Source organism: Nitrosomonas sp. HPC101 (genome assembly GCF_009833125.1).
In the GTDB taxonomy this organism is placed as follows: Bacteria; Pseudomonadota; Gammaproteobacteria; order Burkholderiales; family Nitrosomonadaceae; genus Nitrosomonas.
Genome location: NZ_QRCC01000004.1, coordinates 116,804 through 141,951, shown reverse-complemented (window position 1 = coordinate 141,951; position 25,148 = coordinate 116,804). Strand labels below are relative to the sequence as shown.

22 protein-coding genes are annotated in these 25,148 nt (G+C 48.2%); 13 read left to right on the top strand and 9 right to left on the bottom strand.

Annotation, left to right across the window (positions count from 1 at the left end):
• Window positions 1-60: 60 nt before the first annotated feature.
• On the top strand, window positions 61-2,118 hold the full coding sequence (locus ABO04_RS04090; RefSeq protein ID WP_160809415.1) for a sodium-translocating pyrophosphatase: 2,058 nt from the start codon (window positions 61-63) through the stop codon (window positions 2,116-2,118).
• Window positions 2,119-2,344: 226 nt separating this feature from the next.
• Window positions 2,345-3,136 carry a DUF3750 domain-containing protein gene (locus tag ABO04_RS04085; RefSeq protein WP_240141407.1) on the top strand — a complete coding sequence of 264 codons (792 nt, stop codon included), beginning with the start codon at window positions 2,345-2,347 and terminating at the stop codon, window positions 3,134-3,136.
• A 277-nt stretch (window positions 3,137-3,413) separates the two neighbouring features.
• Here the strand turns inward: ABO04_RS04085 and azu are convergent, their stop codons facing one another.
• Both azu and ABO04_RS04075 read right to left on the bottom strand, forming a co-directional pair.
• Entirely contained in the window at window positions 3,414-3,869 is a 456-nt protein-coding gene (azu, locus tag ABO04_RS04080; RefSeq protein ID WP_160809414.1) for an azurin, read from the bottom strand.
• A gap of 409 nt (window positions 3,870-4,278) precedes the next feature.
• Window positions 4,279-4,557, bottom strand: a complete 279-nt coding sequence (locus ABO04_RS04075) for a hypothetical protein (RefSeq protein ID WP_160809413.1) — start codon at window positions 4,555-4,557, stop codon at window positions 4,279-4,281.
• 355 nt (window positions 4,558-4,912) lie between these two features.
• Between ABO04_RS04075 and ABO04_RS04070 the strand changes: the two genes are divergently transcribed.
• From ABO04_RS04070 to ABO04_RS04045, 6 genes are all read left to right on the top strand, one after another.
• Window positions 4,913-5,362, top strand: coding sequence for an NUDIX hydrolase (locus ABO04_RS04070; RefSeq protein WP_160809412.1), 450 nt, complete (start codon window positions 4,913-4,915; stop codon window positions 5,360-5,362).
• Window positions 5,363-5,610: 248 nt separating this feature from the next.
• Window positions 5,611-6,222 carry a hypothetical protein gene (locus ABO04_RS04065; RefSeq protein WP_160809411.1) on the top strand — a complete coding sequence of 204 codons (612 nt, stop codon included), beginning with the start codon at window positions 5,611-5,613 and terminating at the stop codon, window positions 6,220-6,222.
• Window positions 6,223-6,384: 162 nt separating this feature from the next.
• Window positions 6,385-6,867 carry a YbhB/YbcL family Raf kinase inhibitor-like protein gene (locus ABO04_RS04060; RefSeq protein ID WP_160809410.1) on the top strand — a complete coding sequence of 161 codons (483 nt, stop codon included), beginning with the start codon at window positions 6,385-6,387 and terminating at the stop codon, window positions 6,865-6,867.
• Window positions 6,868-6,958: 91 nt separating this feature from the next.
• Window positions 6,959-7,483, top strand: a complete 525-nt coding sequence (locus ABO04_RS04055; RefSeq protein WP_160809409.1) for an adenine phosphoribosyltransferase — start codon at window positions 6,959-6,961, stop codon at window positions 7,481-7,483.
• Between the two features lie 195 nt (window positions 7,484-7,678).
• Window positions 7,679-8,992 carry a serine--tRNA ligase gene (gene serS, locus ABO04_RS04050; RefSeq protein ID WP_160809408.1) on the top strand — a complete coding sequence of 438 codons (1,314 nt, stop codon included), beginning with the start codon at window positions 7,679-7,681 and terminating at the stop codon, window positions 8,990-8,992.
• Window positions 8,993-9,038: 46 nt separating this feature from the next.
• A complete protein-coding gene (locus ABO04_RS04045; RefSeq protein WP_160809407.1) occupies window positions 9,039-9,725 on the top strand; it encodes a DUF6781 family protein in 687 nt (228 codons plus the stop codon).
• Window positions 9,726-10,045: 320 nt separating this feature from the next.
• Here ABO04_RS04045 and ABO04_RS04040 read toward each other — a convergent pair whose 3' ends face one another.
• The 5 genes from ABO04_RS04040 to ABO04_RS04020 are packed head-to-tail and all read right to left on the bottom strand — an operon-like array spanning window position 10,046 to window position 14,353.
• Entirely contained in the window at window positions 10,046-10,756 is a 711-nt protein-coding gene (locus ABO04_RS04040; protein WP_160809406.1) for a 2,3-bisphosphoglycerate-dependent phosphoglycerate mutase, read from the bottom strand.
• Window positions 10,757-10,791: 35 nt separating this feature from the next.
• Entirely contained in the window at window positions 10,792-11,859 is a 1,068-nt protein-coding gene (locus ABO04_RS04035; protein ID WP_160809405.1) for a fatty acid desaturase, read from the bottom strand.
• Between the two features lie 20 nt (window positions 11,860-11,879).
• Window positions 11,880-12,323: an HIT family protein gene (locus ABO04_RS04030; RefSeq protein ID WP_160809404.1), complete on the bottom strand. Its 444-nt coding sequence runs from the start codon at window positions 12,321-12,323 to the stop codon at window positions 11,880-11,882.
• 15 nt (window positions 12,324-12,338) lie between these two features.
• Entirely contained in the window at window positions 12,339-13,148 is an 810-nt protein-coding gene (locus tag ABO04_RS04025; RefSeq protein WP_160809403.1) for a phosphocholine cytidylyltransferase family protein, read from the bottom strand.
• 44 nt (window positions 13,149-13,192) lie between these two features.
• Entirely contained in the window at window positions 13,193-14,353 is a 1,161-nt protein-coding gene (locus tag ABO04_RS04020) for a cysteine desulfurase family protein (protein WP_160809402.1), read from the bottom strand.
• A gap of 768 nt (window positions 14,354-15,121) precedes the next feature.
• Between ABO04_RS04020 and ABO04_RS04015 the strand changes: the two genes are divergently transcribed.
• The 5 genes from ABO04_RS04015 to mutS all read left to right on the top strand — a co-directional run bounded on the left by ABO04_RS04015 (window position 15,122) and on the right by mutS (window position 23,997).
• Entirely contained in the window at window positions 15,122-15,586 is a 465-nt protein-coding gene (locus tag ABO04_RS04015; RefSeq protein ID WP_345852848.1) for a low molecular weight protein-tyrosine-phosphatase, read from the top strand.
• Between the two features lie 60 nt (window positions 15,587-15,646).
• Window positions 15,647-16,864: a polysaccharide export protein gene (locus tag ABO04_RS04010; protein ID WP_160809400.1), complete on the top strand. Its 1,218-nt coding sequence runs from the start codon at window positions 15,647-15,649 to the stop codon at window positions 16,862-16,864.
• A 124-nt stretch (window positions 16,865-16,988) separates the two neighbouring features.
• Window positions 16,989-19,211: a polysaccharide biosynthesis tyrosine autokinase gene (locus ABO04_RS04005; RefSeq protein ID WP_240141406.1), complete on the top strand. Its 2,223-nt coding sequence runs from the start codon at window positions 16,989-16,991 to the stop codon at window positions 19,209-19,211.
• Window positions 19,212-19,272: 61 nt separating this feature from the next.
• On the top strand, window positions 19,273-20,817 hold the full coding sequence (locus ABO04_RS04000; RefSeq protein ID WP_160809398.1) for an MraY family glycosyltransferase: 1,545 nt from the start codon (window positions 19,273-19,275) through the stop codon (window positions 20,815-20,817).
• A gap of 558 nt (window positions 20,818-21,375) precedes the next feature.
• The gene (gene mutS, locus ABO04_RS03995; RefSeq protein ID WP_160809397.1) at window positions 21,376-23,997 is read left to right on the top strand and encodes a DNA mismatch repair protein MutS; all 2,622 of its coding nucleotides are present in this window, start codon (window positions 21,376-21,378) and stop codon (window positions 23,995-23,997) included.
• Here the strand turns inward: mutS and ABO04_RS03990 are convergent, their stop codons facing one another.
• Window positions 23,998-24,477 (bottom strand): peptidylprolyl isomerase, encoded by a 480-nt coding sequence (locus tag ABO04_RS03990; protein ID WP_160809440.1) that lies wholly within the window; start codon window positions 24,475-24,477, stop codon window positions 23,998-24,000.
• A 47-nt stretch (window positions 24,478-24,524) separates the two neighbouring features.
• Complete coding sequence (gene rnhB, locus ABO04_RS03985; RefSeq protein WP_345852867.1) at window positions 24,525-25,142, bottom strand: ribonuclease HII; 618 nt, start codon at window positions 25,140-25,142, stop codon at window positions 24,525-24,527.
• Between the last annotated feature and the right edge of the window lie 6 nt (window positions 25,143-25,148).

Genomic DNA, 25,148 nt, shown 5'->3' with positions numbered 1-25,148 from the left:
GGCCGTCAGGCCTGGCTCCGTATATATATTAGGGTGGTCTGATTTTAACTGGAGTTCTTTATGGCACACGGTTTAACGATTGCAATCTGCAGCGCGATACTTGCCCTGATTTTTAGTGGCCTGTGGATTCGGCGTATTTATGCACAATCCGCGGGCGATTCACGTATGCAGGAAATTGCAGCCGCCATACAGGAAGGTGCGTCGGCCTATCTCAAGCGGCAATACCTGACAATTGGCATGGTGGGTACGGTTTTATTCCTGATTATCGGCCTGACTCTTTCCTGGAATACAGCCATTGGCTTTGCGCTGGGCGCTATACTGTCCGGCTTGGCCGGTTTCATGGGCATGAACGTCTCCGTTCAGTCCAATGTCCGGACAGCCGAAGCCGCACGCAGCGGTCTGAATGAGGCACTCGCCATTGCATTTCGCGGCGGCGCCGTAACCGGAATGCTGGTTGTGGGGCTCGGTCTGCTTGGTGTGGCAAGCTATACCGCCCTGCTGCTCAGTGGCGCAGATGAAAGCAGCAATATCAGCAATCTCATCCACCCGCTGGTTGGTTTCGCCTTTGGCGGTTCGCTGATTTCGATTTTCGCACGGCTGGGGGGTGGCATTTTCACCAAAGGTGCCGACGTCGGTGCCGACCTGGTGGGTAAAGTTGAAGCTGGAATTCCTGAGGACGATCCACGCAATCCTGCAGTCATTGCAGACAACGTAGGCGATAACGTGGGAGATTGTGCCGGAATGGCAGCTGATCTGTTTGAAACCTACGCGGTCACCATCATTGCGACCATGCTGCTGGGCGCGCTACTGTTTCAGACCGAAACAGGCAATGCAGTGGTTTATCCGCTTGCACTGGGCGCAGCATCCATCATTGCATCAATCATCGGCTGCTATTTTGTCAAGATGCGTGAAGGCGGCAAAATCATGAACGCCCTGTATCGCGGACTGGCCGTTGCCGGTGGCATCGCTTTCTTCGCCTATCTGCCCATTACCGTATGGTTTATGGGGGGAGCTACCCTATCACTGGATGGTGTCGAAGTCGGTGGGGGTGAGCTGGCCTTGCGTCTGTTTGCCAGCACAACAGTCGGCCTGGTCTTAACCGGTCTGCTGGTTATCATCACCGAGTATTACACTTCTACTGAATACCCACCGGTACAGCATATCGCCAAGGCTTCCACCACCGGGCATGCCACCAACATCATCGCAGGACTTGGAGTGGGCATGCGCGCTACTGCAGCCCCTGTGCTGGCAGTCTGTGCAAGTATCATGATTGCCTACTCACTTGCCGGTCTTTATGGGATCGCGATTGCTGCCACCGCCATGTTATCCATGACCGGAATTATCGTTGCACTGGATGCCTATGGCCCAATCACTGACAATGCTGGTGGTATCGCTGAAATGGCAGGTATGCCTGAGTCCGTGCGCGCTATTACCGATCCGCTGGATGCGGTAGGCAACACGACCAAGGCTGTTACCAAGGGTTACGCGATTGGTTCAGCTGGCCTGGCCGCTCTGGTGCTGTTCGCCGACTACACTCACGGACTGGAACATGCTGACAAACTGCTTACCTTTGATTTATCCAATCACCTGGTAATTATCGGGCTGTTTATCGGCGGGATGGTACCTTTCCTGTTTGGCGCAATGTCAATGGAAGCGGTGGGGCGCGCAGCTGGCGCTGTTGTTCTTGAAGTACGCCGCCAATTCAAGGAAATTCCGGGAATCATGGAGGGTACGAGCAAACCTGATTACTCCCGTGCAGTCGATATGCTGACTAAGGCGGCAATCCGCGAAATGATCATCCCATCCCTGCTGCCCGTACTGATACCGGTGCTAGTCGGAATTTTCCTCGGCCCACAAGCTTTGGGCGGTGTATTGATGGGCTCAATCGTTACAGGTCTGTTCCTTGCGATCTCCATGACTGCCGGTGGCGGAGCATGGGACAACGCCAAAAAATATATCGAGGACGGAAATTACGGCGGCAAAGGCAGCGATGCTCATAAGGCCGCAGTAACAGGTGATACAGTTGGTGATCCCTACAAAGATACCGCTGGCCCGGCTATTAATCCGTTAATCAAAATTATCAATATCGTAGCGTTACTGATCATTCCACTGTTGTAACCGGAAATCAGGCACCTTGTCTAAAAAAGCCCACTCAATTTGGTGGGCTTTTTTACGCACCGAGCATAAACGTATCTGACGCGTACTTTGACATCCACGACCTTGCCATCGATAATGACATTGCTCTTGTATTGAATCTCCCCCGGTCGAAATGAAGACATCTGGCAATACACGATTCCCCTATCCCAGCAGATAATCCAGCCTCGGAATTTATTTTGGACAAGTAATGTCTGTCAAAATTGGTAATTATGCAATTGTTATTGCCCTTCTCACTATTGTGGCAAGCTGTCATTTTGGAAGTTCTGATTGGAGAACAGCAAGTCGTGCACAAATGGGCCTTGCGCCCGACCCGGCTGAAACACCGGAAGCGATTATTCAGGTATATGCCGCACGTGCCTACAGCTGGCGGGGAATTTTTGGTGTACATACATGGTTTGCTGTCAAACCTGCTCACGCTGAATCATTTACAGTATATGAAGTCGCTGGATGGTATGCCCGCTGGGGCGGTTCAGTTGTTGCAATTCATGACCAGGCGCCAGACAGGCGCTGGTTTGGCAACGCGCCGATGCTACTTGTGGAAAAGCGGGGAGAAGGTATAGATGAACTGATCAAACGTATTGACAAAGCGGCACAAACTTACCCTTATTCAAAAGAGTATACAGTCTGGCCAGGTCCAAATTCGAATACGTTTACTGCATGGTTATCCCGAGCCGTGCCGGAAATCGGTCTGGATCTGCCACCGACAGCCATCGGCAAAGATTATCTGGGAGAAAGTATGACAGCCACGGCACCCAGTGGAAGTGGCTGGCAGCTGTCTGTACTCGGTCTGTTCGGAATTATTGTCAGTGATGTGGAAGGTTTTGAAATTAATATACTTGGATTGACTTTTGGAATCAGACCGGATCCATTTGCCATTAAATTACCTTTAATCGGCCGAATTGATTTGTCTGTAGATGAAACAACCTCTGCGAAAACTGCACAAGGTGTGTTCTATCAGGATCGTCAAAATATGCGCTGACGACAGCAAAACGTTCACCGACAGACGTTTATCAGCCCGTTCAGACGTAAAAGTCTGTACCAGTCATGAATGACTGGTACATCTGTTCCCCATCTCTGTTCTGTTTCACAGAAGCCCTGATAATCAGGCAGAATGTGGCATGCGTGCCTCCTCAGCAACTCACCGCATCCTACGGATACATTGCCACTCAGTTTGGAATAATTGATGTGGATTCATATCATGGAATAAAGCGAACGCGCGCCGGCAAAAACCGCCGGGCGCGCTCTCACGACAGGACTCAGAGCTTGAGATGTCCCTTCATCATCATGTGATGTCCGGGGAAAGAACAGAAGAACTCGTAACTTTCACCGCTTGTCAGCTTGCTGGTCTCAAAAGTCACTGAATCTTCCTCACCACCCCCTAACATTTTGGTATGTGCAATCACCCTCGGATCATCGGCTTTGAGATAGCCGTTGCTCGCGCCTGCTGCAATCGCATCCTTACTGATGGCTTCGACATCAGCAGCCTTGCTCAATACCCAGTTATGCCCCATGGACGCCACAGGGAGTTTTCCAACATGCTTAAGATGCACCGTAAATTCCTGGCAGCTTTGATCGATAGTGATTTCAGATGTGCTGTACTGCATCGCATCGTTGGCCTCGACGGTAACCTCGCAATCCGCAGCGGTAGCTGATCCAGCAGCAAAGGCAACGGATGCAATCAGAACGGCACTTCGAAACAAGTTCTTGATCATAAAAACTCCTCAAAGATTGATAAAAAATGACGGGGCTGTTCAAGTGACGATCAGCTGTCCCACGCTCCTGGTGTAAGTCGTAGCCACCGAAAAAAACAACTGGACATAAAACTCTCCCAGGTAACTGGCAAAGGCCAAAATGACATATACCCCGCACTCTGGAGAACCTGTGGAATGTTTTGTCATGGGCCTCAATGAGCACTCAGGTGATCCACAAATTACCAGTACACCCAAGCAACCTGTATCTGCGATTGTGAAAGAATTCATCCTGGCTACCAGAAACATAAATACAAACGAGTCTCATTATGAGTGTAACAGGATCCACAATCAAACACAGCATGCTCACATTTCAGCGTGCTGCCTCTAAAAACCCAAAATAACTTTAGCTTCCATCTCTTTTCCTCCTCGTCTAGGATACGTCTATTCCAGACAGGAGTTCAAGCATAGAAAAAATGGAGATTGCTAAATTATCACTGCAGCAAACACATAAATCCTCATCATTGCACAATCCATCAGGATCCAATGCTTGCACTATCATTTCTCTGGATTGCTTCACGTCCCCTGCCGCAGACAGGCGGGCAAAGATGGAAATCAATAAATTACCATTGCGATATAAAAATCTTCCCAACAAAAAGAGCCCAGTCATGGCATGCAGTAAGAAACAGAAATGAATTTCTCCACGCTTCATCTCACAAACCGACAGTCACCTGTACAAGTTTCTATTAACCACGACTGCAATCGCAGTCCGGACAGCTCTGTTGAATCAATCGATTGTTACGTTTTTCAGGGACAAACAATTATTAACAAGTAGAATACGGCGAGACTCGAACTGTGGCACAAGCAAGCAAAGACCATCGAGCATAAAACAATCCAATCATTCCATTTCTATCCGCCGTGAAGATTGATATTCATGAAACGGGATCCTGTTCATAGCTCTACTGAAGAGCGTATTGCGGTATTAACATCGTAAAACAGATACAGCTGACCGACTTCTGGATTCATTCGATCCCGACTTGCATTTTTAAAAACTAACTTTACAACCCATGACCTGGAAACCGAATGTTACCGTTGCCGCTGTTATCGAACAGGACGACAAATATCTGTTAGTGGAAGAGATTCCTAGAGGCACAACAATCAAACTCAACCAGCCGGCCGGTCATCTGGAGCCTGATGAATCCATCATCCAGGCATGCAGCCGCGAAGTGCTGGAGGAAACCGGTTACAGTTTCCAGCCTGCAGTGTTGACCGGTATTTATCATTGGACTTGCGCCTCGAACGGAATCACCTACCTGCGCTTCACTTTTTCCGGCCAGGTTGTTTCTTTTGATCCTGACAGAAAACTGGATAACGGTATCGTACGGGCAACTTGGTTCAGTATCGATGAAATCCGTGCAAAACAGGCAATGCATCGCACACCACTGGTGATGCAGTGTATCGAGGACTACTGCGCCGGGAAAAGGTATCCGCTGGATATCCTGCAGTATTACGATTAAGCATCCGCCGGACATGCGCACGGATACAGTGGCAACGAACAGGCTTTCTGAACTATTATCCGGCAGGGTAGAAGTGACGCCTCGGCTGCACGCAAATCACGATGCTGCCTGACTTGCTTTTTGTTATACAATCCGGTGGTGGTTGCGTTCTAACCCGAATCAAGAAAATCAGGCTGATATCAGCAAGCCTGATAAAAAGGAAATACACTTAAACAGCATCAAGGTTCGAAATCTAAAGTGGAGGAAATATGAACAAGGTTTTTAGAAACAGATACGTTGCGGGGCTATGCCTCGCAATCTCAATATCTCTGGCATCGTTGCCCGCATCGGCTCAGCTTATGCTCGCTCATGAGGGACATCACGATTCCGAGGGGTGCAAGATTGACAATGGAGATTTTCCCGTTTCGATCAGCGTCTATGAGGTTCCTGAAGGAAATATCCCCCCCATGCACTCGTACTGCAACCATGTTCCCAATGCAGGCAAAATCAACATGACGATCGAGCTTTCCGACGCCAAAACGCGCGAAGTTCCCATTGCTGTCAGAGTACTTATGGAAGGGCATGAAGGCAGCGAGCACGGCGCGCATGAAGTATTGTACATGCCTACTGAGAAATACTCATCCGGCATTATTGTGGTTGCAACCAATCTTGAGCAAGTCGGACAGTACAATGTTCAACTGGAAACAGATGATGGTGCCGGCAATGTCAAAACAGCTGTCAGTATCCCACTGCATATCGGAGAGGGTGGCGGTCATGATCACGGATCCAGTTTTGGCACGATAGAGCTGATTCTGTTGATTGGTGTGGGTATAGCAGGAGCTTTTATCTTCCTGCGCAAAAAAAATCCCGCAAAAGCTTAATCAGGATAGTATCAATTAAATATGAAAGCATGCAGCATTGTATTATTGAATATAGAGTTGCATGCCTGATATACTTAAAGTAATCAAGAAAAGGAAGTGGCACAAGTTATGCGTTATGCGTGATGAAAACGTATTCCCAACCACTTTCTTACAGCAAAAATCATGACACTCAGTCTGACATCCCCATCATTTTCTCATCAAGGTTTGATTCCAGTGCGTCACACTTGTGACGGCAAAGATTCTTCACCGGAGCTTATCTGGGCAGGTGTACCGGAAAACGCAAAAACTCTGGTTCTGATCGTTGATGACCCGGACGCACCCGATCCACAGGCACCCAAAATGACCTGGGTACACTGGATTCTTTACAACATTCCATCTGCCATCCGCAAATTACCGGAACAAGTAACCGTTGCCGAATTACCCACCGGCACACTGGAAGGCATCAATAACTGGGAACGAACCGGCTACGGTGGGCCTTGTCCACCTATTGGGATTCACCGCTATTTTCATAAGCTGTACGCGCTGGATATCGTATTGCCCGATTTGAACCGGCCAACCAAAGCAATTCTGGAAAAGGCCATGCAGGGACATATTCTTGCCCAGGCTGAATTAATCGGACTGTATCGCCGTACAGGTAACACCTGAAATACAAGTCGTCCACGTTCCAAATGTGTTACGTTGCGGCATTTCGCCGATTCTGTCTGCTGATTCCAAAACTGCTATCATCCCAACTTATATGTCTATCAAATCACATATCCGCACTATCCCGCATTACCCTCATGAAGGCATCATGTTCCGGGATATCACCACACTCCTGAAAGATCCGGTTGGGTTACGCGCGACAATCGAGGAAATTACGCAACGTTATCGGTCAAAAAAAATTGATAAAGTCATCGGGATTGAATCGCGCGGCTTTATTATTGGCGCACCGGTTGCTTATGCGCTGGGAGCCGGGTTTGTTCCTATTCGCAAACAAGGCAAATTACCGGCCGAGACCATAGGTTGCGATTATCAGCTGGAATATGGCTGCGACAAGGTTGAAATCCATGTAGATGCGATTGACAAGGGAGATCGGGTGTTATTGATCGATGATCTGATCGCAACAGGAGGCACGATGGAAGCTTCGATCAAACTGGTTCAGGAGATGGGCGGCAAAATAATCGAATGCTGCTTTGTCATCGATTTGCCCGACGTCGGCGGGAGCACACGGTTGCGTCAGCAAGGCCATCAGCTGTATTCCTTATGCAGTTTTGATGATTGAATCCGTTGACTACTACACCTTTGCAGCCTTCTCTACCACTCTGAGGCTCAGTGTTAATATCTGTGGATTGTGCTCGGTGGTAAATCTGCCTATCCGTTAAGAACGACAGCAATACCCTTTATCAACCACAAAAAATACTTTATATCCGCCCGGTACGGTTGTCTGCCGGTTGCCGATCTCTGGAGCCTTATTCACATGCTGGATATTCAACAATTACGCAATAACCTGCAAAACATTGTCACTCGCCTTGCCCAAAGAAGTTACAACTTTCCTGTAGCAGATTTTGAATCTCTGGAAAGTCAACGAAAATCTGTTCAAACTTTGACCCAGACCCTGCAGGCAAAACGTAATTCAGCTTCCAAGCAAATTGGAATCGCCAAACAGCGAGGGGAGGACACCAGTGCAATCATGGCTGAAGTAGCGGATACGGGTGATGCGTTAAAACAGGCGGAAAACGAGCTCGAATGCATCCAGACAAAATTGCAGCAGCTGCTGCTGGAAACTCCCAATCTACCGCACGACAGCGTTCCAACCGGTAACAATGCGGACAATAATCTCGAAATACGGCGCTGGGGAACACCCAGGAATTTCGATTTCACGATCAAGGATCATGCCAGCATTGGTGAACATCTCGGGTTGATCGATTTTGAAACGGCAGCCAAACTCAGTGGAGCACGCTTTTGTTTGCTGAAAGGTGGTATAGCTCGACTCCATCGCGCCCTGGCGCAGTTCATGCTTGATACCCACACACAAGAAAATGGTTACAGCGAAATTTATGTGCCCTACCTGGTCAATGCAGACTGTCTGCGGGGCACGGGGCAGCTGCCAAAATTCGAGCAGGATCTTTTTTCTGTGCAAGCCAGTATGCAGGATGAATCGAACAATCCGGATAAAACAGGATCAACCGGCTTGCATCTCATTCCCACTGCTGAAGTTCCACTTACGAACATCGTACGCAATACGATTGTTCCGCTTGAAAATCTTCCACTCAAGTTTGTCGCCCATACCCCCTGTTTTCGTTCCGAGGCGGGCAGTTACGGTAAAGATACACGCGGACTCATTCGCCAGCATCAATTCGACAAAGTCGAGCTCGTACAAATTACTCATCCGGAAAAATCCTATGAGGCACTGGAATCATTGGTGAATCATGCCGAAGGAATTCTCCAGAAACTGGAACTCCCCTATCGGGTGATGCTGTTGTGCACCGGCGATATGGGATTCTCTGCAGCCAAAACTTACGATATCGAAGTGTGGCTGCCTGCACAACAAACCTACCGGGAGATATCATCATGCAGCAATTGCGAGGCATTCCAGGCACGGCGCATGCAGGCACGCCTACGCAAAGGCCAGGAAAAGCCGGAGCTGCTGCATACACTCAATGGCTCTGGATTGGCAGTCGGACGCACACTGGTAGCCATTCTGGAAAATTATCAGAATGCAGATGGCAGTATCACCATCCCTGAAATCTTGCAGACTTACATGGGCGGCATCCGGCAGATCAGTCTATAATGCAACCGTATTCGCCTGTATTAACCACTGAAAATGGAGGATTTTGATGCAAAATGACAATCATGATACCGCCCGTACTGACAAGGATGTTGCCCAGCTTACTGCAGAAGTCAGGGAAGCAATAGAGCATGGTGGTGATGTAGAAGATGCTGTCAGAAATCTCACGCTCAAGGCGATGCATTCCAATGGCCTGGATATAGAATCCCTTAAACAGATAGCAACCGCTGTGATGGAGGGCATCCAGGCTGGTGCACAACAAAAAATAACACATGCTGAGGGACAATCCCAGGCGGCCCGATCACAAATTACTCAGGCAGTCAGCGGACTGGATGATGCCTTTGCTCAATTGGCTGGTGCTTCCAAGTTGGCTTTAGAGGAAGCGGCCGGCAAGGCAAAAAAATTCTCGGACAGCGACCTGGCTAAAGCCCGGGAAGATCTGGAAGATCTGGAAGATGTTCTTCTGGATACCCTTAAACATACGGCTTCCGCCACACAAGGTCTGATCGCTGAAACGCTGCAGGATCTATTAACACATGCACAACACAATGGCACCGCAGTAGGTAGACAAATCAAGGATACACTGGCAATTCTGGCACACCAGGTTGCTTCAACCGGACGAGCCCGACTTGAAGCGGGCATAAAACTTACCCAGATAACGGCTGATCTTCTATATAAAATTTCCACTGGTGTATTATCCAGCATGACCAGCCAATCCGACCGGGATAAAAAATAATACGTCTCTACACTATTTCAGTTGAGTGTGTTTGCCGGCCTATACAGGTGATTTGAAATGCCACGTACTGAATCAAAGTAGAAAAATTTATTGCAAGCACCTCTTCTGGCGACCTTCGTCCTTGCGAATCGTGTCAGTGGCACGGCAATCCAGTGCCTAAGCTACCCTTGTTGCTACTGGATTGCGTCACACGCGTTGACGCATCGCAATGACGGAGCATACTGTTATCTCTGATAACATTACTGAAAATGATGCGAAGATATAAAAAATAATCATTTTCCCGATTCAGGCGATCTGTCGCAGATCCCAATACTCTTTCTTCAGCCTAACAAACAGTAACGGTTAACCGGTTTGAGCAGGCTATCCAGCTCATAACAAAGCGGACGGCCGGTCGGAATCGACAGGCGCATCGCCCGCGCACTTGTCAGCCCCTCCAATTGCATAATCAGCATTTTCAAAAGCCCCTTATGCGAGACAACCAACAATCGTTTTCCTTGTTTTACCTCGGAAAGAATCGTTTCCTGCCAAAAAGGCAGCACACGCTCCAGTGCCTGCTGCATGCTTTCCGCCAGAGGAAGCTGAGAACGATCAATTGCCACATAACGCTGCTGACCACCCGGTGCACGCGGATCATTCAGCATTAATGCTGGAGGCCTTGCAGTAAAAAGAAATTGACTTCCCAATGCCGGCCAGATACCGAATTTCCGGATAGCCGCCCAAGGGCGCATGCCCTCCAGAGCACCGTAATGGCGTTCGTTCAATCGCCAGCTCCGGTGAACCGGAAGATGATTCAGGCCCATCACTGTCTGCACAGTGGCTAGTGTATCCCGGGCGCGCTTCAGCTCCGAGCTGTAACAAACATCAAAGGTAAAACCAGCCTGTATAAGCAGTCGGCCAGCATTGTCCGCTTCCGCTTTACCTTGCGGGCTCAGCGCAATATCACTCCAGCCCGTAAAATGTCTATCCTGATTCCAAACACTCTGCCCATGACGCAGCAGCACCAGTCGGGTTGTTTCTTGTATTTTGCTCATAAGAAAACTACTGAAGCCTCTTAACCGGGAAAACTTTATATTTTACCCCGATGCTGTTTTTTATTTGCTGTTACAGCAGCAGCTTCCTGCCAGATTTGTTTCAGCGCAGACCACAATCCATTACGGCTGGTTTGCAAAATCAGTTTGTTATCTCCCAGCTTCTGTACAAGCCGTCTGTGTGCCTTGCCAAGATTATGATAAGGCATGCTCATGAAAAGATGATGCGTGGCATGGTAACGCAATCCGACAGGCGCCCATAATACAGTCAAAAAATTACCGGGAACATTGACGGAATCAAGATATTGCTCAACCAGGGTAAGACTGTGATCTCCCTCATGGCGATAAGCATGTGCAGCCAGGGTACGCAGTGAATTCAGCATGAAAATTGCGATAGCGACAGCGTACCAAAGTATCAATACTTGCCAGGATAATTTCCCCAGTATCACGCTGGCCACGATAATTGCTGCAAATAAAAACGTGGCCAGCTCCTGCACTCGCCAGTCATGATCATTACGAACTGCGTTTTTCCGGCGAATATAGGCTGAATTGATTGTCAGTGAGGAAGCACGTTCCCAGACAACTCTCCGCAAGGGCGAAATCAGATACGAAATCGGGGTCAGCAATAAAAACCGAATCACCAGCAACAGTGGCAAAATCAGCGAAAGCAGCACATAACCTGCCAACCCTGCCGGATGTCGTGTTGCAAAAGGAAAATACTCCCCATCCTCGGAAGTACCGTAAATAGCCGGCTTATGATGATCGTAATGCACACTGTCATAAGTGAAGGATGGAACCATCAACGGAATACCGCAAATCAGATTCCATACCAACCGGAATAATCTGAACGTTCCACGCTCAAGATGAGCAAGCTCATGAATGAAAATCACAGCGCGATAAAACGCAAACACCGCCACCCAATAAGACAGAATTTGCCAGATAGAAAGCCACGGTACATGGAGTGCTGTCGCAAAAGCTGCCCAACCCAGCACGATATGGAACAGAAAATCCACCCAGTAAACTCTGGGATCCGGGGTCATCAGATCGCGCACCAATGCACGTGCTTCATACAAGGGGAAATTGGCTTGTATCGTGTTATCCGCCATGAGAGGAATATTCTTCAGATTCACTCCCAGCAGGAAATCAGATGCTTTATTACCTGCTGGTTGATACTTGCATCGGTTTCGTTGATTTTGCTGAAATCAGGCGCGCCGGGCCAACCAGCATCAAAAAAGGTTTTGCCGAAAAACTCCCTGGCCTGTGCATAGCGGGGAATGACGTGAAAATGGACATCGGGATCGACCATCATCAACATCAGATAATTCAATTTGTCGTACTGAAAGGCTTTTTTCAAAGCGGTATCCATTTTTCCGGTCACAATTTGTAACTCTGCGAAACTGACGCCACTCAACGCAGAAAAACTTTGTACTGGCTCGTGCGCAATCAATACCAGTGCCCCCAGAGTCAACTGAGCCGGACGTAGCAGTACACTCCAGTGCTGAAACTGGCAGATAACTGTATCAGGTGCACCAAATTTCTGCATAGTGCCATTGAATATTTCCACACTCATCGTCTTTCCTCTGGATCACCCTGGCAGATGTAACAGTTGATCAGATCGGGACTGATCTGCGGCATCGGCTTCTTTGCAAGAAAAATAGCTTTCTGCCTTCTGCAAATCCTGAATGAAATCGATTTCACACCAACGGTTCCCGGAAACTGAATGGCTGCTCACCACGTTTTGTTTAGCCAGCGCACTGATAATTGCCAGATACCATGAACCCAGTTTTTCTGGTTCACGCAAGGCCTGCTCCACGGCATCACGAAAAAGCCGGGCACCTTGCTTACTGAAACGAATCAATCCAATCGATTCCGCATCGGTTTCCTCCGCAGGTAATTTTTTACTCACCTGTTTTACCTGGCCCTGCGGGCCAAGCTGCACTTTCATATCATCATCATCGAACGTTCCCTTGAAATCGATACACAGGGTAATCGGTGCTACTGGGGCATGTAACATGCCCGGCAATAAATTGTCTCCCAGCAACGTATCGCCATTTAGCAGCAGGAAACCGGCATTCATCTCTTCACGCACAATCCAGCAACTGGCCAGATTATCTGCCACCTCGTAAAAGGGATTGAATACGACCCGGATATCTGGACGATCAGGGTAACGTTCCGCTATCAGCGCTGCTACTTTGCCAATTTGAAAGCCGGCCACAATTACGATTTCCCTGATGTTATTGGCCAGTAACGTATCAATCTGCCAAGCAATAACCGGCTTCCCCGATACCGGCAGCAAGCATTTGGGAGTATCTTCAGTCAGAGGCAACAACCGTCTGCCCTGCCCTGCACTCAAAATGATTGCCTTAGCGGGAAAATCATCAATTTGGTCAGTCATTTTTATACTTGGCCCTATTCAACTGCAAATTTCTCTCTGTATATTCATATATTCAGCAATGCACTCATTTTTCTCAGTTCACCAGCAATATGCCTGGTGGAAGCAAGGAAAGTGTCAACCTCTTCAATTGTATTATCCGGCCCCAGACTGACCCTGATCGCGCATCGCGCCAGAATAGGTGGCACATCCATGGCTTCCAGCACATGACTTTTACCTGGCGTAGCGCTGGAACAGGCCGCCCCGCTGGCAACTGCAAAACCTTTTTTATCCAGCCGAACCACCAGCGTATCTCCCTCGATATCCGGCAATGCAAAATAGCAGGTATTGGGCAAACGGGAAGCATGCAATCCAAATATCGTAGCGCCCATCTCCAGCAAACCCTGTTCCAGACGATCACGTAACTGTAGCGTGCGTGTCTTTGATTCATTTAACCTGGACATAGCGAGCTCACAGGCAGCACCAAACCCGACAATGGCCGGCACATTCTCAGTTCCAGAACGCAAGCCATTTTCATGCCCCCCCCCATAAATAAGCGGTTTTAGCGGTAAGCGTGGATCTATAATCAGTGCCGCCGCCCCTTTGGGTCCGTAAATCTTGTGTGCGGATAACGTCATGGCGTGTACACCTAGTGCATCAAAATTTACCGGAATTTTACCAAATGCCTGTACTGCATCGGTATGTATCCAGACGCCTTGATCCTTCGCAACCCCGGCAATAGAAGCAACATCCTGAATCACCCCCGTTTCATTGTTTGCCAGCATTACTGAAGCCATGGTCGGGTTTTTCACAGCCAGCACTTCCGCTGCATCATCCACTCTTATCTGACCCTCTTTATCCACAGCCAAGTAATGTAGTTGCCATTTTTCATTATTCTTTCTTGCCAATGCCTGTGCAGTGCGTATGATGCATGGATGCTCGATTGTACTTACAACCAAAGCAGAGGGTTTCAGACTATCCGACACACCTCGTACAAACAAATTGTTTGCCTCGGAACCGCCGCTGGTGAAAATAACCTGTGCAGGCCGGACACCAACAGCTCGAGCCACCTGCTCACGCGCATTATCAATAGCTTTGCGTGCAATCAGCCCGAAGGTGTGATGACTGGATGCATTCCCATAATTTTCACGAAAATAGGGCAGCATGACGTCTAGAATCGCATCATCCACTTTGGTTGTGGCATTATGATCAAAATAAACTTGGGTCATGAAATGTATGAACCGGTTGGTACGTCAAGTAATTTGCATCTGGCAAATATCCGATACAAAAACAATCAAGAATGAGATGAAGTATAGTCAAATTTGCAGGTTACGGATATGATCTTCCGAATATCCACTTAATATCTATCTCAATAGACAGCTGCCAGGCACTCACCAGATTCAAATGCAGAGGTGTGTTCATACCCTTTATATGCCTTTATACATCTTTATATGTCAGCATATACTGTGCGCAGTCTCAACCCTTATATGATCTGTTCGAAACCCCGAAATTGCACAAACAAACACAAAAGAAAAAACAGAGAAAACAATCACTTCATACAATATAGTTGGAAATTCCGCATACGAGCGACTAACTCGGGTTAGAATAGAGGAATGATTATCTTTACCAAAGATACTTCAAAGAACTGGATTTATACTAGGCAACCTCTGATTAAATCCTCCATGCACTGCATTGCAAGAAAAATCATGATGATCGTAAGAAGCACGACGCAGGTCGTAGCTATTCTACGATGTCAAGGAACGCGACATAGTGAGCACATAATTTTGTCGCAACCCTTCAGGACCCTGATTTTGCAGACGAACTGCTGCATTGAGTTCGTTGTGAAAGGGTCAGCCATTCGCTGCCTCACATGCCACCTGCAAAACACAGTGTGCGACCATGTGAGATTTAATCAAAGGCTCCTTAGTAAGTACGCAACTGACAAAATCGAGTCATGCCCTAACATACTCTAAAACAACTACTGAAAATCTCCAGCTTTGCTTTCACACAGAAAATCAGGATTGTTCAACAATATACTCATCGTCTGCACAGGAAATATATGCAGAAGCCCAATGGCGGAAGTGTTTTTACGCGCTGCTCTTACCCAGTCGGGCAAAACAGGACACACTGTCAGCTCCGCCGGCCTGGGTGCATTGCCAGGTCATCAAGCTGATCCCGCAGTCCACCAGTTAATGGCAGAAACAGGACTTGATATTTCCACTCACCGCGCTCGGCAAATCACCGATGACATGATTCACAGAGCGGACATCATACTGGTCATGGAAACGTGGCAAAAGACTGCAATTGAAGCGCGCACTCCCAGCGCAAAAGGTAAAGTGTTCCGCCTCGGGGAATGGGAGAAAATTGATATCAGCGATCCATACAAAAAAAATCTATGCGCATTCAAGCACGCAATGATGCTCATCGAACAAGGCGTGTCCCAGTGGGTAGCAAAACTATAAATCCTTTGCAAGCACCTGGCGCTGTCAACTCTCCATGAAAATAATCCATTTCACTCCAATATGAACGTACAACAAGTAAAAATCTGTATTGTTCTTCTGATGTTATGCCCGCTCGCAGCCTGCACCATTGTTCCCGGCCAGCATATGAGTCCATTCTCCCGGAAATCCAGCACAGAGATACCGACCCGGGAAAATGACGAAACCATTCTGAAGAGACTCAACATTCAGACAATTAATGCTGAACTGATTATTGAGCTCGAAAAAAACTATAAAAACTTCAGTCTCGCCCCTGATAACGTTGCTAATCACTATTTCAATTACCGTATCGGCTCAAATACCATCAAAGGTGTTCCTGTAGAAAATGCCCCCTACTCGCAATACCAGGTAGGCCCGCGGGATATTCTTAGTATTACGGTCTGGGATCATCCGGAACTGACCATTCCTGCGGGTGAATTCCGTTCTGCAGAATCTGCCGGAAATGTCGTGGGTGAAGACGGAACCTTTTTTTACCCTTACGTTGGTGTTGTGCAAGCTGCCGGGCGGACTGTAGAGGATATCCGCGCAGAGTTGACCAGCAGGCTTTCAAAATATATTGAATTCGTGCAACTTGATGTACGCGTGGCAGCTTACCGCAGCCAGCGGGTTTATGTAGTCGGCGAGGTTGCCCAACCCGGCGTGCAACTGGTCAAGGATATTCCTCTGACAGTATTGGAAGCCATCAATAATGCCGGCGGAGTAAATTCTGATGCGGACTTGCGCAACATCATCCTGACCCGGAACGACAAAACTTACAATATCAACCTGCTCAACCTCTATGAAGGAGGTGATATCACACAAAATGTTCTGCTTCAACATGGAGATGTATTAAACGTGCCCGATAGTGCACTGAATAAGGTGTTTGTGCTGGGTGAAACCAATCATTTCGTCGCAGGTGGTGCCGTAGGTCGGTCACGCAGTCTGGTGATGAACAAGGCGCGTATGACATTGACTGAAGCGCTGAGTGAAGCGGGTGGTTTCGATCAGGGAACCTCTGATCCATCAAGAATTTTTGTTTTTCGTGGAGGGTTGGGCAAACCCGAAATATACCATCTGGATGCAAAGTCACCTGATGCCCTGCTTTTGGCTGATCGTTTTCCACTGCAACCACGCGATGTCATTTATGTTGATCGGGCAGAAGGCATACGCTGGAACCAAATCATCGGACAGATTCAACCAACGATCAATCTGCTGAATGCATTCGACGGCGCACTTAGAGTCCAGCCGTTTTTGAGGCACTAACAAATTTTATCGACACACGCTGGCAACGCAGAAAATTTTGCCGAGCACCTTCAAAAAAAGGTCATCTCCAGATTTTATAATCTATTTGTAATCTGATATGCCATCTGACTTACCTAAAACCCATATGGATCAACCATCTGATCAGGCCAATGACGAAATCGACTTGGGCGAACTACTGGATACCCTGGCAGATAATAAAAAGCTGATTCTCGTCATTACGTTTGTCGCCTGCATCATAGGTGCTGCCATCGCTTTCCTGAGCCAGCCCATCTATAGGGCAGACAGCCTGTTACAGATCAGCGAAAGCAGCCAGTCCATGGTAGAACAACTGGATTCTCTGTCGAGTTTTTTCGAGACCAAAACGCCAGTACAAACCGAAATCGAGCTGATCAAGTCCAGAATGATTCTAGGACAAACCATCAGGAATCTTCATCTCGATATCATTGCAGCCCCCAAGTTCTTGCCTCTTATCGGTCATATAGTGGCCAGGCAGCTGCAACGATTCAACGAGGATGACACACTATCAAGCCCGATGCCTGGATTTTCCCATTACGCCTGGGGAGGGGAAGCCATTCAGGTGGATACACTCGAAGTACCCGATAGCTGGAAAAATAAGGAAATCGTGTTACAGGCAACCGATGGTAACCGGTTCAAGCTCATCTACCAGGATGAGTTCATTCTTGAAGGCGAGGTAGGCAAGTTGATCATTCAGCACTTGGAAGGCTATCCACATCCCGTCAAGATTTTTGTTACCCGCCTGCAATCACGCCCGGATACTTTATTTACACTGACACGCCGCTCCATCGGGGGAGCAATCCAGCAGTTGAGGGAAGATCTTTCCATTACAGAAGTTGGCAAGAACACCGGCATTCTTGGACTCTCCATTGAATCAGAAAATCCGGAAGAAGCAGTACGAATCATCAATGAAATTTCCAACACCTATCTTCAGCAGAATGTTGAGCAGAAATCAGCAGAATCCCAGAAAACACTTGAATTTCTTGAGAAACAATTACCGGAGCTCAAGGAACAGCTGGAAGCAGCCACCAGCGCACTGAACGACTATAGAATTCGCAAAGGTTCGATCAACCTTGACATTGAAACCCAGAATATACTGACAAGCACGGTTGAGATCAACACCCAGGTTACGCTACTGCAACAGAAGCGGGATGAATTACGTCAGAAATTCACGGAATTTCATCCCAATGTCGTTGCAATCGATAAACAGATCAGCCGGTTGCAGGCCCAAATCAACGCTCTGGATAAGAAAATCGGTGTACTGCCTGAAACCCAACAGATCATTCTGCGATTATCCAGAGACATGGAGGTAAATAGCGAGCTTTATACCACGCTGCTCAATCACGCTCAGACCATACGTGTTGCCAAGGCAAGCACGATAGGCAATGTCAGAATCATCGATTACGCCATACCACCTGATTTGCCGGTCAAGCCCAAAAAAATACTGGTCATGGCTATTGCACTCATGGCGGGATTGATGTTGGGTATCGTAACGGCTTTTGTCCGAAGATCGCTTCACCACGGCATAAAAGACCCGAGTGTAATTGAGAAAACGTTAAATATCCCGGTCTATGCCACCATTCAGCATAGCAACTCTCAAAAACTGATTGAAAAGAAACTGAAAAACAAATCCATGCCGGACGGCCCTCCTCTCCTGCTTGCTCTGGAAGATCCGGAAGATCTCGCAGTAGAAAGCCTGCGTAGTCTGCGTACCACGCTGCATTTTGCTTTTCTGGAAGCAAGCAACAATATCATTATGATTACCGGGCCAAGCCCGGGAGTGGGAAAGAGCTTCGTTTCAATGAATCTTGCGGTTGTAATGGCGGATGCAGGCAAGAAAATATTGCTGATTGATGGCGACTTACGCAGAGGAGCGATCCACAAACCATTACGCATGAATAGAGAAGGAGGTCTCTCTGAATTGATCAGCCGTCCTATCGGACTGCATGATGCAATCAAGCGGGTTCCACAGGCAAATATAGATTTCATTCCAACCGGTGAAATACCGCCCAATCCGTCAGAATTGCTGCTGCACGAACGATTTGGGCAACTTTTGGAAACTGTCAGCAAGCAATATGATCTGATCATCATTGATTCGCCGCCAATTTTAGCCGCCACAGATGCTGCCATCATTGGTCGTCTGGCCAGCGTAAGCCTCATGGTTATCAAAGCTGAAGCACACCCGGTACGGGAACTTGAACAGAGTGTAAAAAAGCTTGTACAGGCAGGTGTGAATCTGAAAGGCGTGATATTCAATGACATTTTCGCAATCTCATCACGTCACAAATATGGTCAGTATATCTATCAGTATGATTATCGCAGCAAGAAATAGTAAGCAGGAATACAGCCCCGACCTTCCCCTATCAATTAACCGGATATGAGACAACGAGCCTGTGAACCCTAATCTTCCAGAACAAATCACACTATTTGTTACCAGCACAATACTATCCGGACTTACCATCCGGCTGGCAATTTCTCTGGCACATACCTACGGTATCCTGGATCGTCCAGGAAAACACAAACAACACAAACACCTCACACCTTTTGTGGGAGGAACTGGCATCTTTGCCGCTCTACTTATTGCCCTCTGTTTCCTGATCAGCTGCTGCCCGGAACAGTCAATAAAATGGCTGGGGCTGAGTATCAGTTCCATTGCCATCTTTGCCGTAGGTTTTGCCGATGATATCCTCCAGCTTCACTATAAGATACGCTTGGCTGTGCAAACCATAGTCGGGCTGATCATGGCTCTGGTTAGTGGGGTAGTTCTAACCGACCTTGGTCATATTTTGCCTGGCGGAGGAGTGCTGTCGCTAGGAGCTTTTGCCATCCCTGTCACGCTTTTTGCCACTATTGGTGGCATCAACGCGCTGAATATGATAGATGGAATGGATGGGTTATCCGGATCTGTGACATTAACAAGTCTGGTACTACTTGGCTCAACAGCTCTGGTCGTCAACGACTCACCTGGCATCATTATCACGACTGCACTTTCCGGTGGAATCGTGGGTTTTTTGTTTTTCAATCTCCGGCACAAGCTGCAACCGCGAGCAAAAGTATTCCTCGGTGATAATGGCAGCATGCTGCTGGGGTTTCTGGTTGTCTGGCTTCTGATAGATCTTTCTCAGGGAGAAAATCGCGCCATAACACCAGTTACAGCACTTTGGCTATTTTCCGTTCCTCTGATGGATACTATCAGCATCATGTTACGCCGGATCTGGCAACACAAGTCGCCCTTTGAACCTGATCATAACCATTTTCACCATATCCTTCTCAATGCAGGTTATCGTGTAAATGATGCGGTATTTACAATTGTTTCCATACATCTGCTGTTTGGTGTAATAGGACTCACCGGGTTGTATCTGGGAATACCCGAAGCAATGATGTTCATCGGATTTTTGCTACTCTTTTCCGGGTACTTTTATTTGTCTCTCCATCCTTGGTATCTGATCACGGCTTTACGTTATCTGCATACACTTTGGGGACTCATTCCGACACAAAGTCACGGTTTTTTTTTGGGCAGCTACACCCCAGAGGAAGCAGAAAATCTGGTTCGTACGCTTTCACAAGAGCTAAGACCCAGCATAAACTCACTAATACATGTCATTAAAAACAAACCTTCATCGAATAATGAAGAAAACCAGTACGCTGTCGTTGTGAATATACGTTTGCTGGATGTAGATGCCAGGACAATGAAAAACGAGATTGAAAATTTCGTAACTTCCGCTCAAAAACACATAAACAAACACAGTGGTATCCAGCTGCGTCCATTTGTGGAACGTAACCCACGAAATGACAGAAGGATACAAAACCAAGGCAATTCCCCAGGAGACCGGCGTATAGCAGATCGACACAAATCCAATCAGAAATTGCTGGTATTCGAAGCAATGTTTGATCAGGATTCGATAACTCACGCTGAGCGACATTCAGATCATTTATGATAAAAAACCTGATGATCTGATGACTTTCAATCAGCTTTCACCCCCAAAGAGCAGGAAATTAAACTTGAGAAAAATTTAAAACCGGGCGGCAATAGACTGGATACATTGATAATCTTCCCGAGTTCGACAGCCAAATTTATAATTCTTTCTGATTAGCAACAAGCCTCATCCAGCTGGATCACCCACAAAACATAGTTGCGACCATGTGGGCTTGCTCAAACAGGACAATCGCTACCGGCGAGATAAAAAATGTGCTGCGATCGAACTCATTAGTCATATGAAATCGGATTACCACACGGCAAAAATTACCTGAAAGGTACAGTCGGTAATCACATCAACCTTCTGATATTGCTTGCTCCTGAAATCTGAAATAATGGCTGCTGGCCATTTTGGGAACTGTTTTCCCATATGGAAAATACATTAATCACCCCATTTCCTGATAAAACTCCCTGTCCGTGCAGGTTGATTTTCATACACAACAAGAAAATTCGATTCGTCTCCTCCAAAAAAATAGCAAGCAGCAGGCGGTTTTCATGGGGGACGAATTAATTGATTCATATGAATGAAATAGATCTTTCTTCGCACACACCCATGATGCAGCAGTACCTGCGTATCAAAGCGCAGCATGACGACAAGTTGCTGTTTTATCGCATGGGCGACTTTTATGAGCTGTTTTATGAAGATGCTGAAAAAGCAGCCAGGTTGCTGGATATTACTCTGACTCACCGCGGATCTTCTGCCGGGGATCCCATCAAAATGGCAGGTGTACCGTTCCACGCTGCCGATCAATACCTGGTCAGATTGGTGAAACTGGGGGAATCTATCGCTATTTGTGAACAGATCGGCGATCCCGCCGCCAGCAAGGGGCCGGTAGAACGTCAGGTTGTCCGCATCATTACCCCTGGTACCCTGACCGATGCCGGACTGCTGGATGAGCGCAACAACAGTGTTGTACTCACGCTGGCACTGCATCACGGTGTAATCGGTCTGGCCTGGCTCAACCTGGCAGCCGGGGATATGCGTGTACTGGAAACCGCTCCGGATAATCTGGCAGGTGAGCTGGAACGCTTGCATCCAGCAGAAATTCTGTTGCCGGAATCACTTGATCTGCCGATGGCATTAAACAGTTGCGCTGCATCCAAACGCCTACCGGACTGGCAATTCGATTATGAGCACGCCATGCAGCAGCTTACCCGGCAATTTGGCACCCGTGATCTGCATGCGTTTGGTTGCGAGGAGCTGCATGCCGCAATCATGGCAGCCGGTGCGTTATTTGGATACATCAGGCTGACACAGCAAACCGCAGCAGATGAGTCAGCGGAACAGCGGCTTGGCCATCTGCACACATTACAAGTGGAACGACCAGAAACCTATTTGCGTATGGATGCTACCACCCGCCGCAATCTGGAAATTACGTTGACATTGCGTGGTGAAGATACGCCCACATTATCATCTCTGATGGACACCTGCTCAACCAGCATGGGTAGCAGGTTGCTACGGCACTGGCTACATCATCCGTTGCGTAACCGCATCACCTTGCAGCAACGGCTAGATACCATTTCTGACTTGATTGAGACAAAACCGGAACCCCTCTATGCGGACATTCGGGAACAGTTTAAACATATTGCCGATATCGAGCGCATCACCAGCCGGATTGCTTTAAGAACGGCCAGACCTCGCGATCTATCCGGTTTGCGCGACAGTCTGACAGCCCTCCCGGAAGTTATCAAACTGATCTCAACTTCGACGGCCACATCTGTTCATCGCTTTATTCCGGGTATAGCGCCGGATACCACACCCACGCAATTACTCGTTCGCGCCTTGCAACCGATGCCCGGCACAGTGATCCGTGAAGGAGGTGTAATCGCCGATGACTATGATGCCGAGCTGGACGAACTACGCGCTTTGCAGAAAAATTGTGGCGAATTCCTGCTGCAACTGGAAACACGGGAACGCGAGCGTACCGGTATTCCCAATCTCAAAGTGGAATACAATCGGGTACATGGTTTTTATATCGAAGTAACCCGTACCCATGGCGAGAAAATCCCATCGGACTACCGTCGCAGACAAACTTTGAAAAATGCAGAACGCTACGTCATTCCAGAGTTACAGGCATTCGAACACAAGACACTGACCGCACGCGAGCAGGCATTGGCTCGGGAGAAAGCGCTGTACGAGCAATTACTGGAGCAACTGGCTGATTTCATTATCCCCTTACAGACAATCGCCCGCTCTGTTGCTGAACTGGACACCCTGTGCGCTTTTGCCAGACACGCAGATTTATTTGGTTATACCAAACCGGTATTCACTGATGATCCGGTTCTGGTCATCGAAGCCGGTCGGCACCCTGTAGTGGAAAATCAGGTGGAGCACTACATCACCAATGACGTACAGCTTGGCGCTGTCACGCGGGAAGGACGGCAAATGCTGATCATCACCGGACCGAATATGGGTGGCAAATCCACTTATATGAGACAGACAGCGCTGATCGTCCTTCTGGCACATTGCGGTAGTTTTGTCCCGGCTGAAAATACCCGGATTGGGCCAGTCGACCAGATTTTTACCCGGATTGGTGCAGCGGATGACCTGGCGGGCGGGCGTTCCACTTTCATGGTGGAAATGACGGAAGCTGCCAGTATCTTACGTAACGCAACCGCACAAAGCCTGGTTCTGGTTGATGAAATTGGCCGGGGAACTTCAACGTTTGATGGACTTGCACTGGCTTTTGCCATAGCTCGCCACCTGCTGACCCAGAACCAGGGCTATACCTTGTTTGCTACCCACTATTTTGAACTGACCCGGCTGGCAGAAATATTTCCGCAGGCAGCCAACATCCACGTCACTGCAGTAGAACACAAAAGGCATATTGTCTTCCTTCACCGGATAGAAGAAGGGCCTGCCAGCCGCAGTTATGGACTGCATGTTGCCGCGCTGGCAGGCGTACCCGATAAAGTTATCCGGAATGCCGCAAAAATTCTGGCGGAGCTGGAGCAGGAAACACCCGGCCAAAGCCCTCAGCAGACTTTATTTGAAATAATCAGAGAAAACGAGGCAGCTGCTCCTGCTTCCATACACCCGGTACTCGCTTACCTTGAGCGGGTTCGGCCTGACGAACTGACCCCACGGGATGCATTGGAACAACTTTATCTGCTCAAATCGATGCTCAATCAAACGAGTTGATCAATGCTCATGTCCGTGCGGTCCATGCACATGCCCGTGAGACAATTCTTCAGCCGTAGCCGGACGTACTTCCGTTACCGTACATTCAAACTGAAATGTTATACCGGCGTACGGGTGATTACCGTCCACCACCACGACATCACCCGTGATCTCCCTTACGGTATAAATACAAAAATCATCAGAATCTTCTTCGCCTCCCTCAAACTGCATCCCGACTGCGACTTCCTCCGGGAATGCGCTACGTGGCTCGACCCGCATCAGCTCCTCATCGTATTCACCAAAGGCATCATCGGGTTCCATTTGCAGGGATAAGGTTGCGCCGGTTTCCTTTTCATGCAGCGCCTCTTCCACTAATGGAAATATTCCGTCATAACCACCATGCAGGTAGCTGATGGGTTCATCCGTTTCTTCCATCAAATTTCCTTCCTGGTCAGTCATTTTATAGTGGAGTGATACCACCATATTTTTTACTATGCGCATGTTTTCTGCCTGAGTCAGGCTTCCTTGTGGTTGATAAAACTCATTGTTCAGGCTCCCGATCGGGATCGTTCGGCACATGGCGCGAAGCTCCTGCGATGAATAGCGGTTATGCCATGTAAACGAATCGCTTCCAAGTGAGCCTTGGTGGGATAACCCTTGTGTCGGTTGAAACCGTAGGCTGGATAAACTGCATGCAGCCGCAGCATTTCAGCATCCCGTGCAGTTTTAGCAAGAATTGAGGCTGCCGAAATTTCGGCTACCAGACGGTCCCCCCTGATAATTGCTTGAACTTCATCATCCAGCCGCAGTATATGATTACCATCCACCAGAATCAATACGTTAGAGATCGGCAGCAGGCTGGCTACGGCTCTTTGCATCGCAAGCAGACTGGCTTGCAGAATGTTCAGGCGATCTATCTCCTCTACCGAAGCTGAAGCAATCGCCCATGCACGAGCATGTTGCTTGATCTGATTGGCCAGAGTGATTCGCTTTTTTTCACTCAACTGTTTGGAATCCGCCAGCCCATTGATAACGTAGCCGGAATCCAGCACTACACATGCAGCATAGACCGGGCCGGCCAGCGGCCCTCTTCCAGCTTCATCCACACCACAGATAACTTTTCCCTCCGGACGAATCCATTCCCGTATGGGATCAAAAGGTGTGATCTCCGG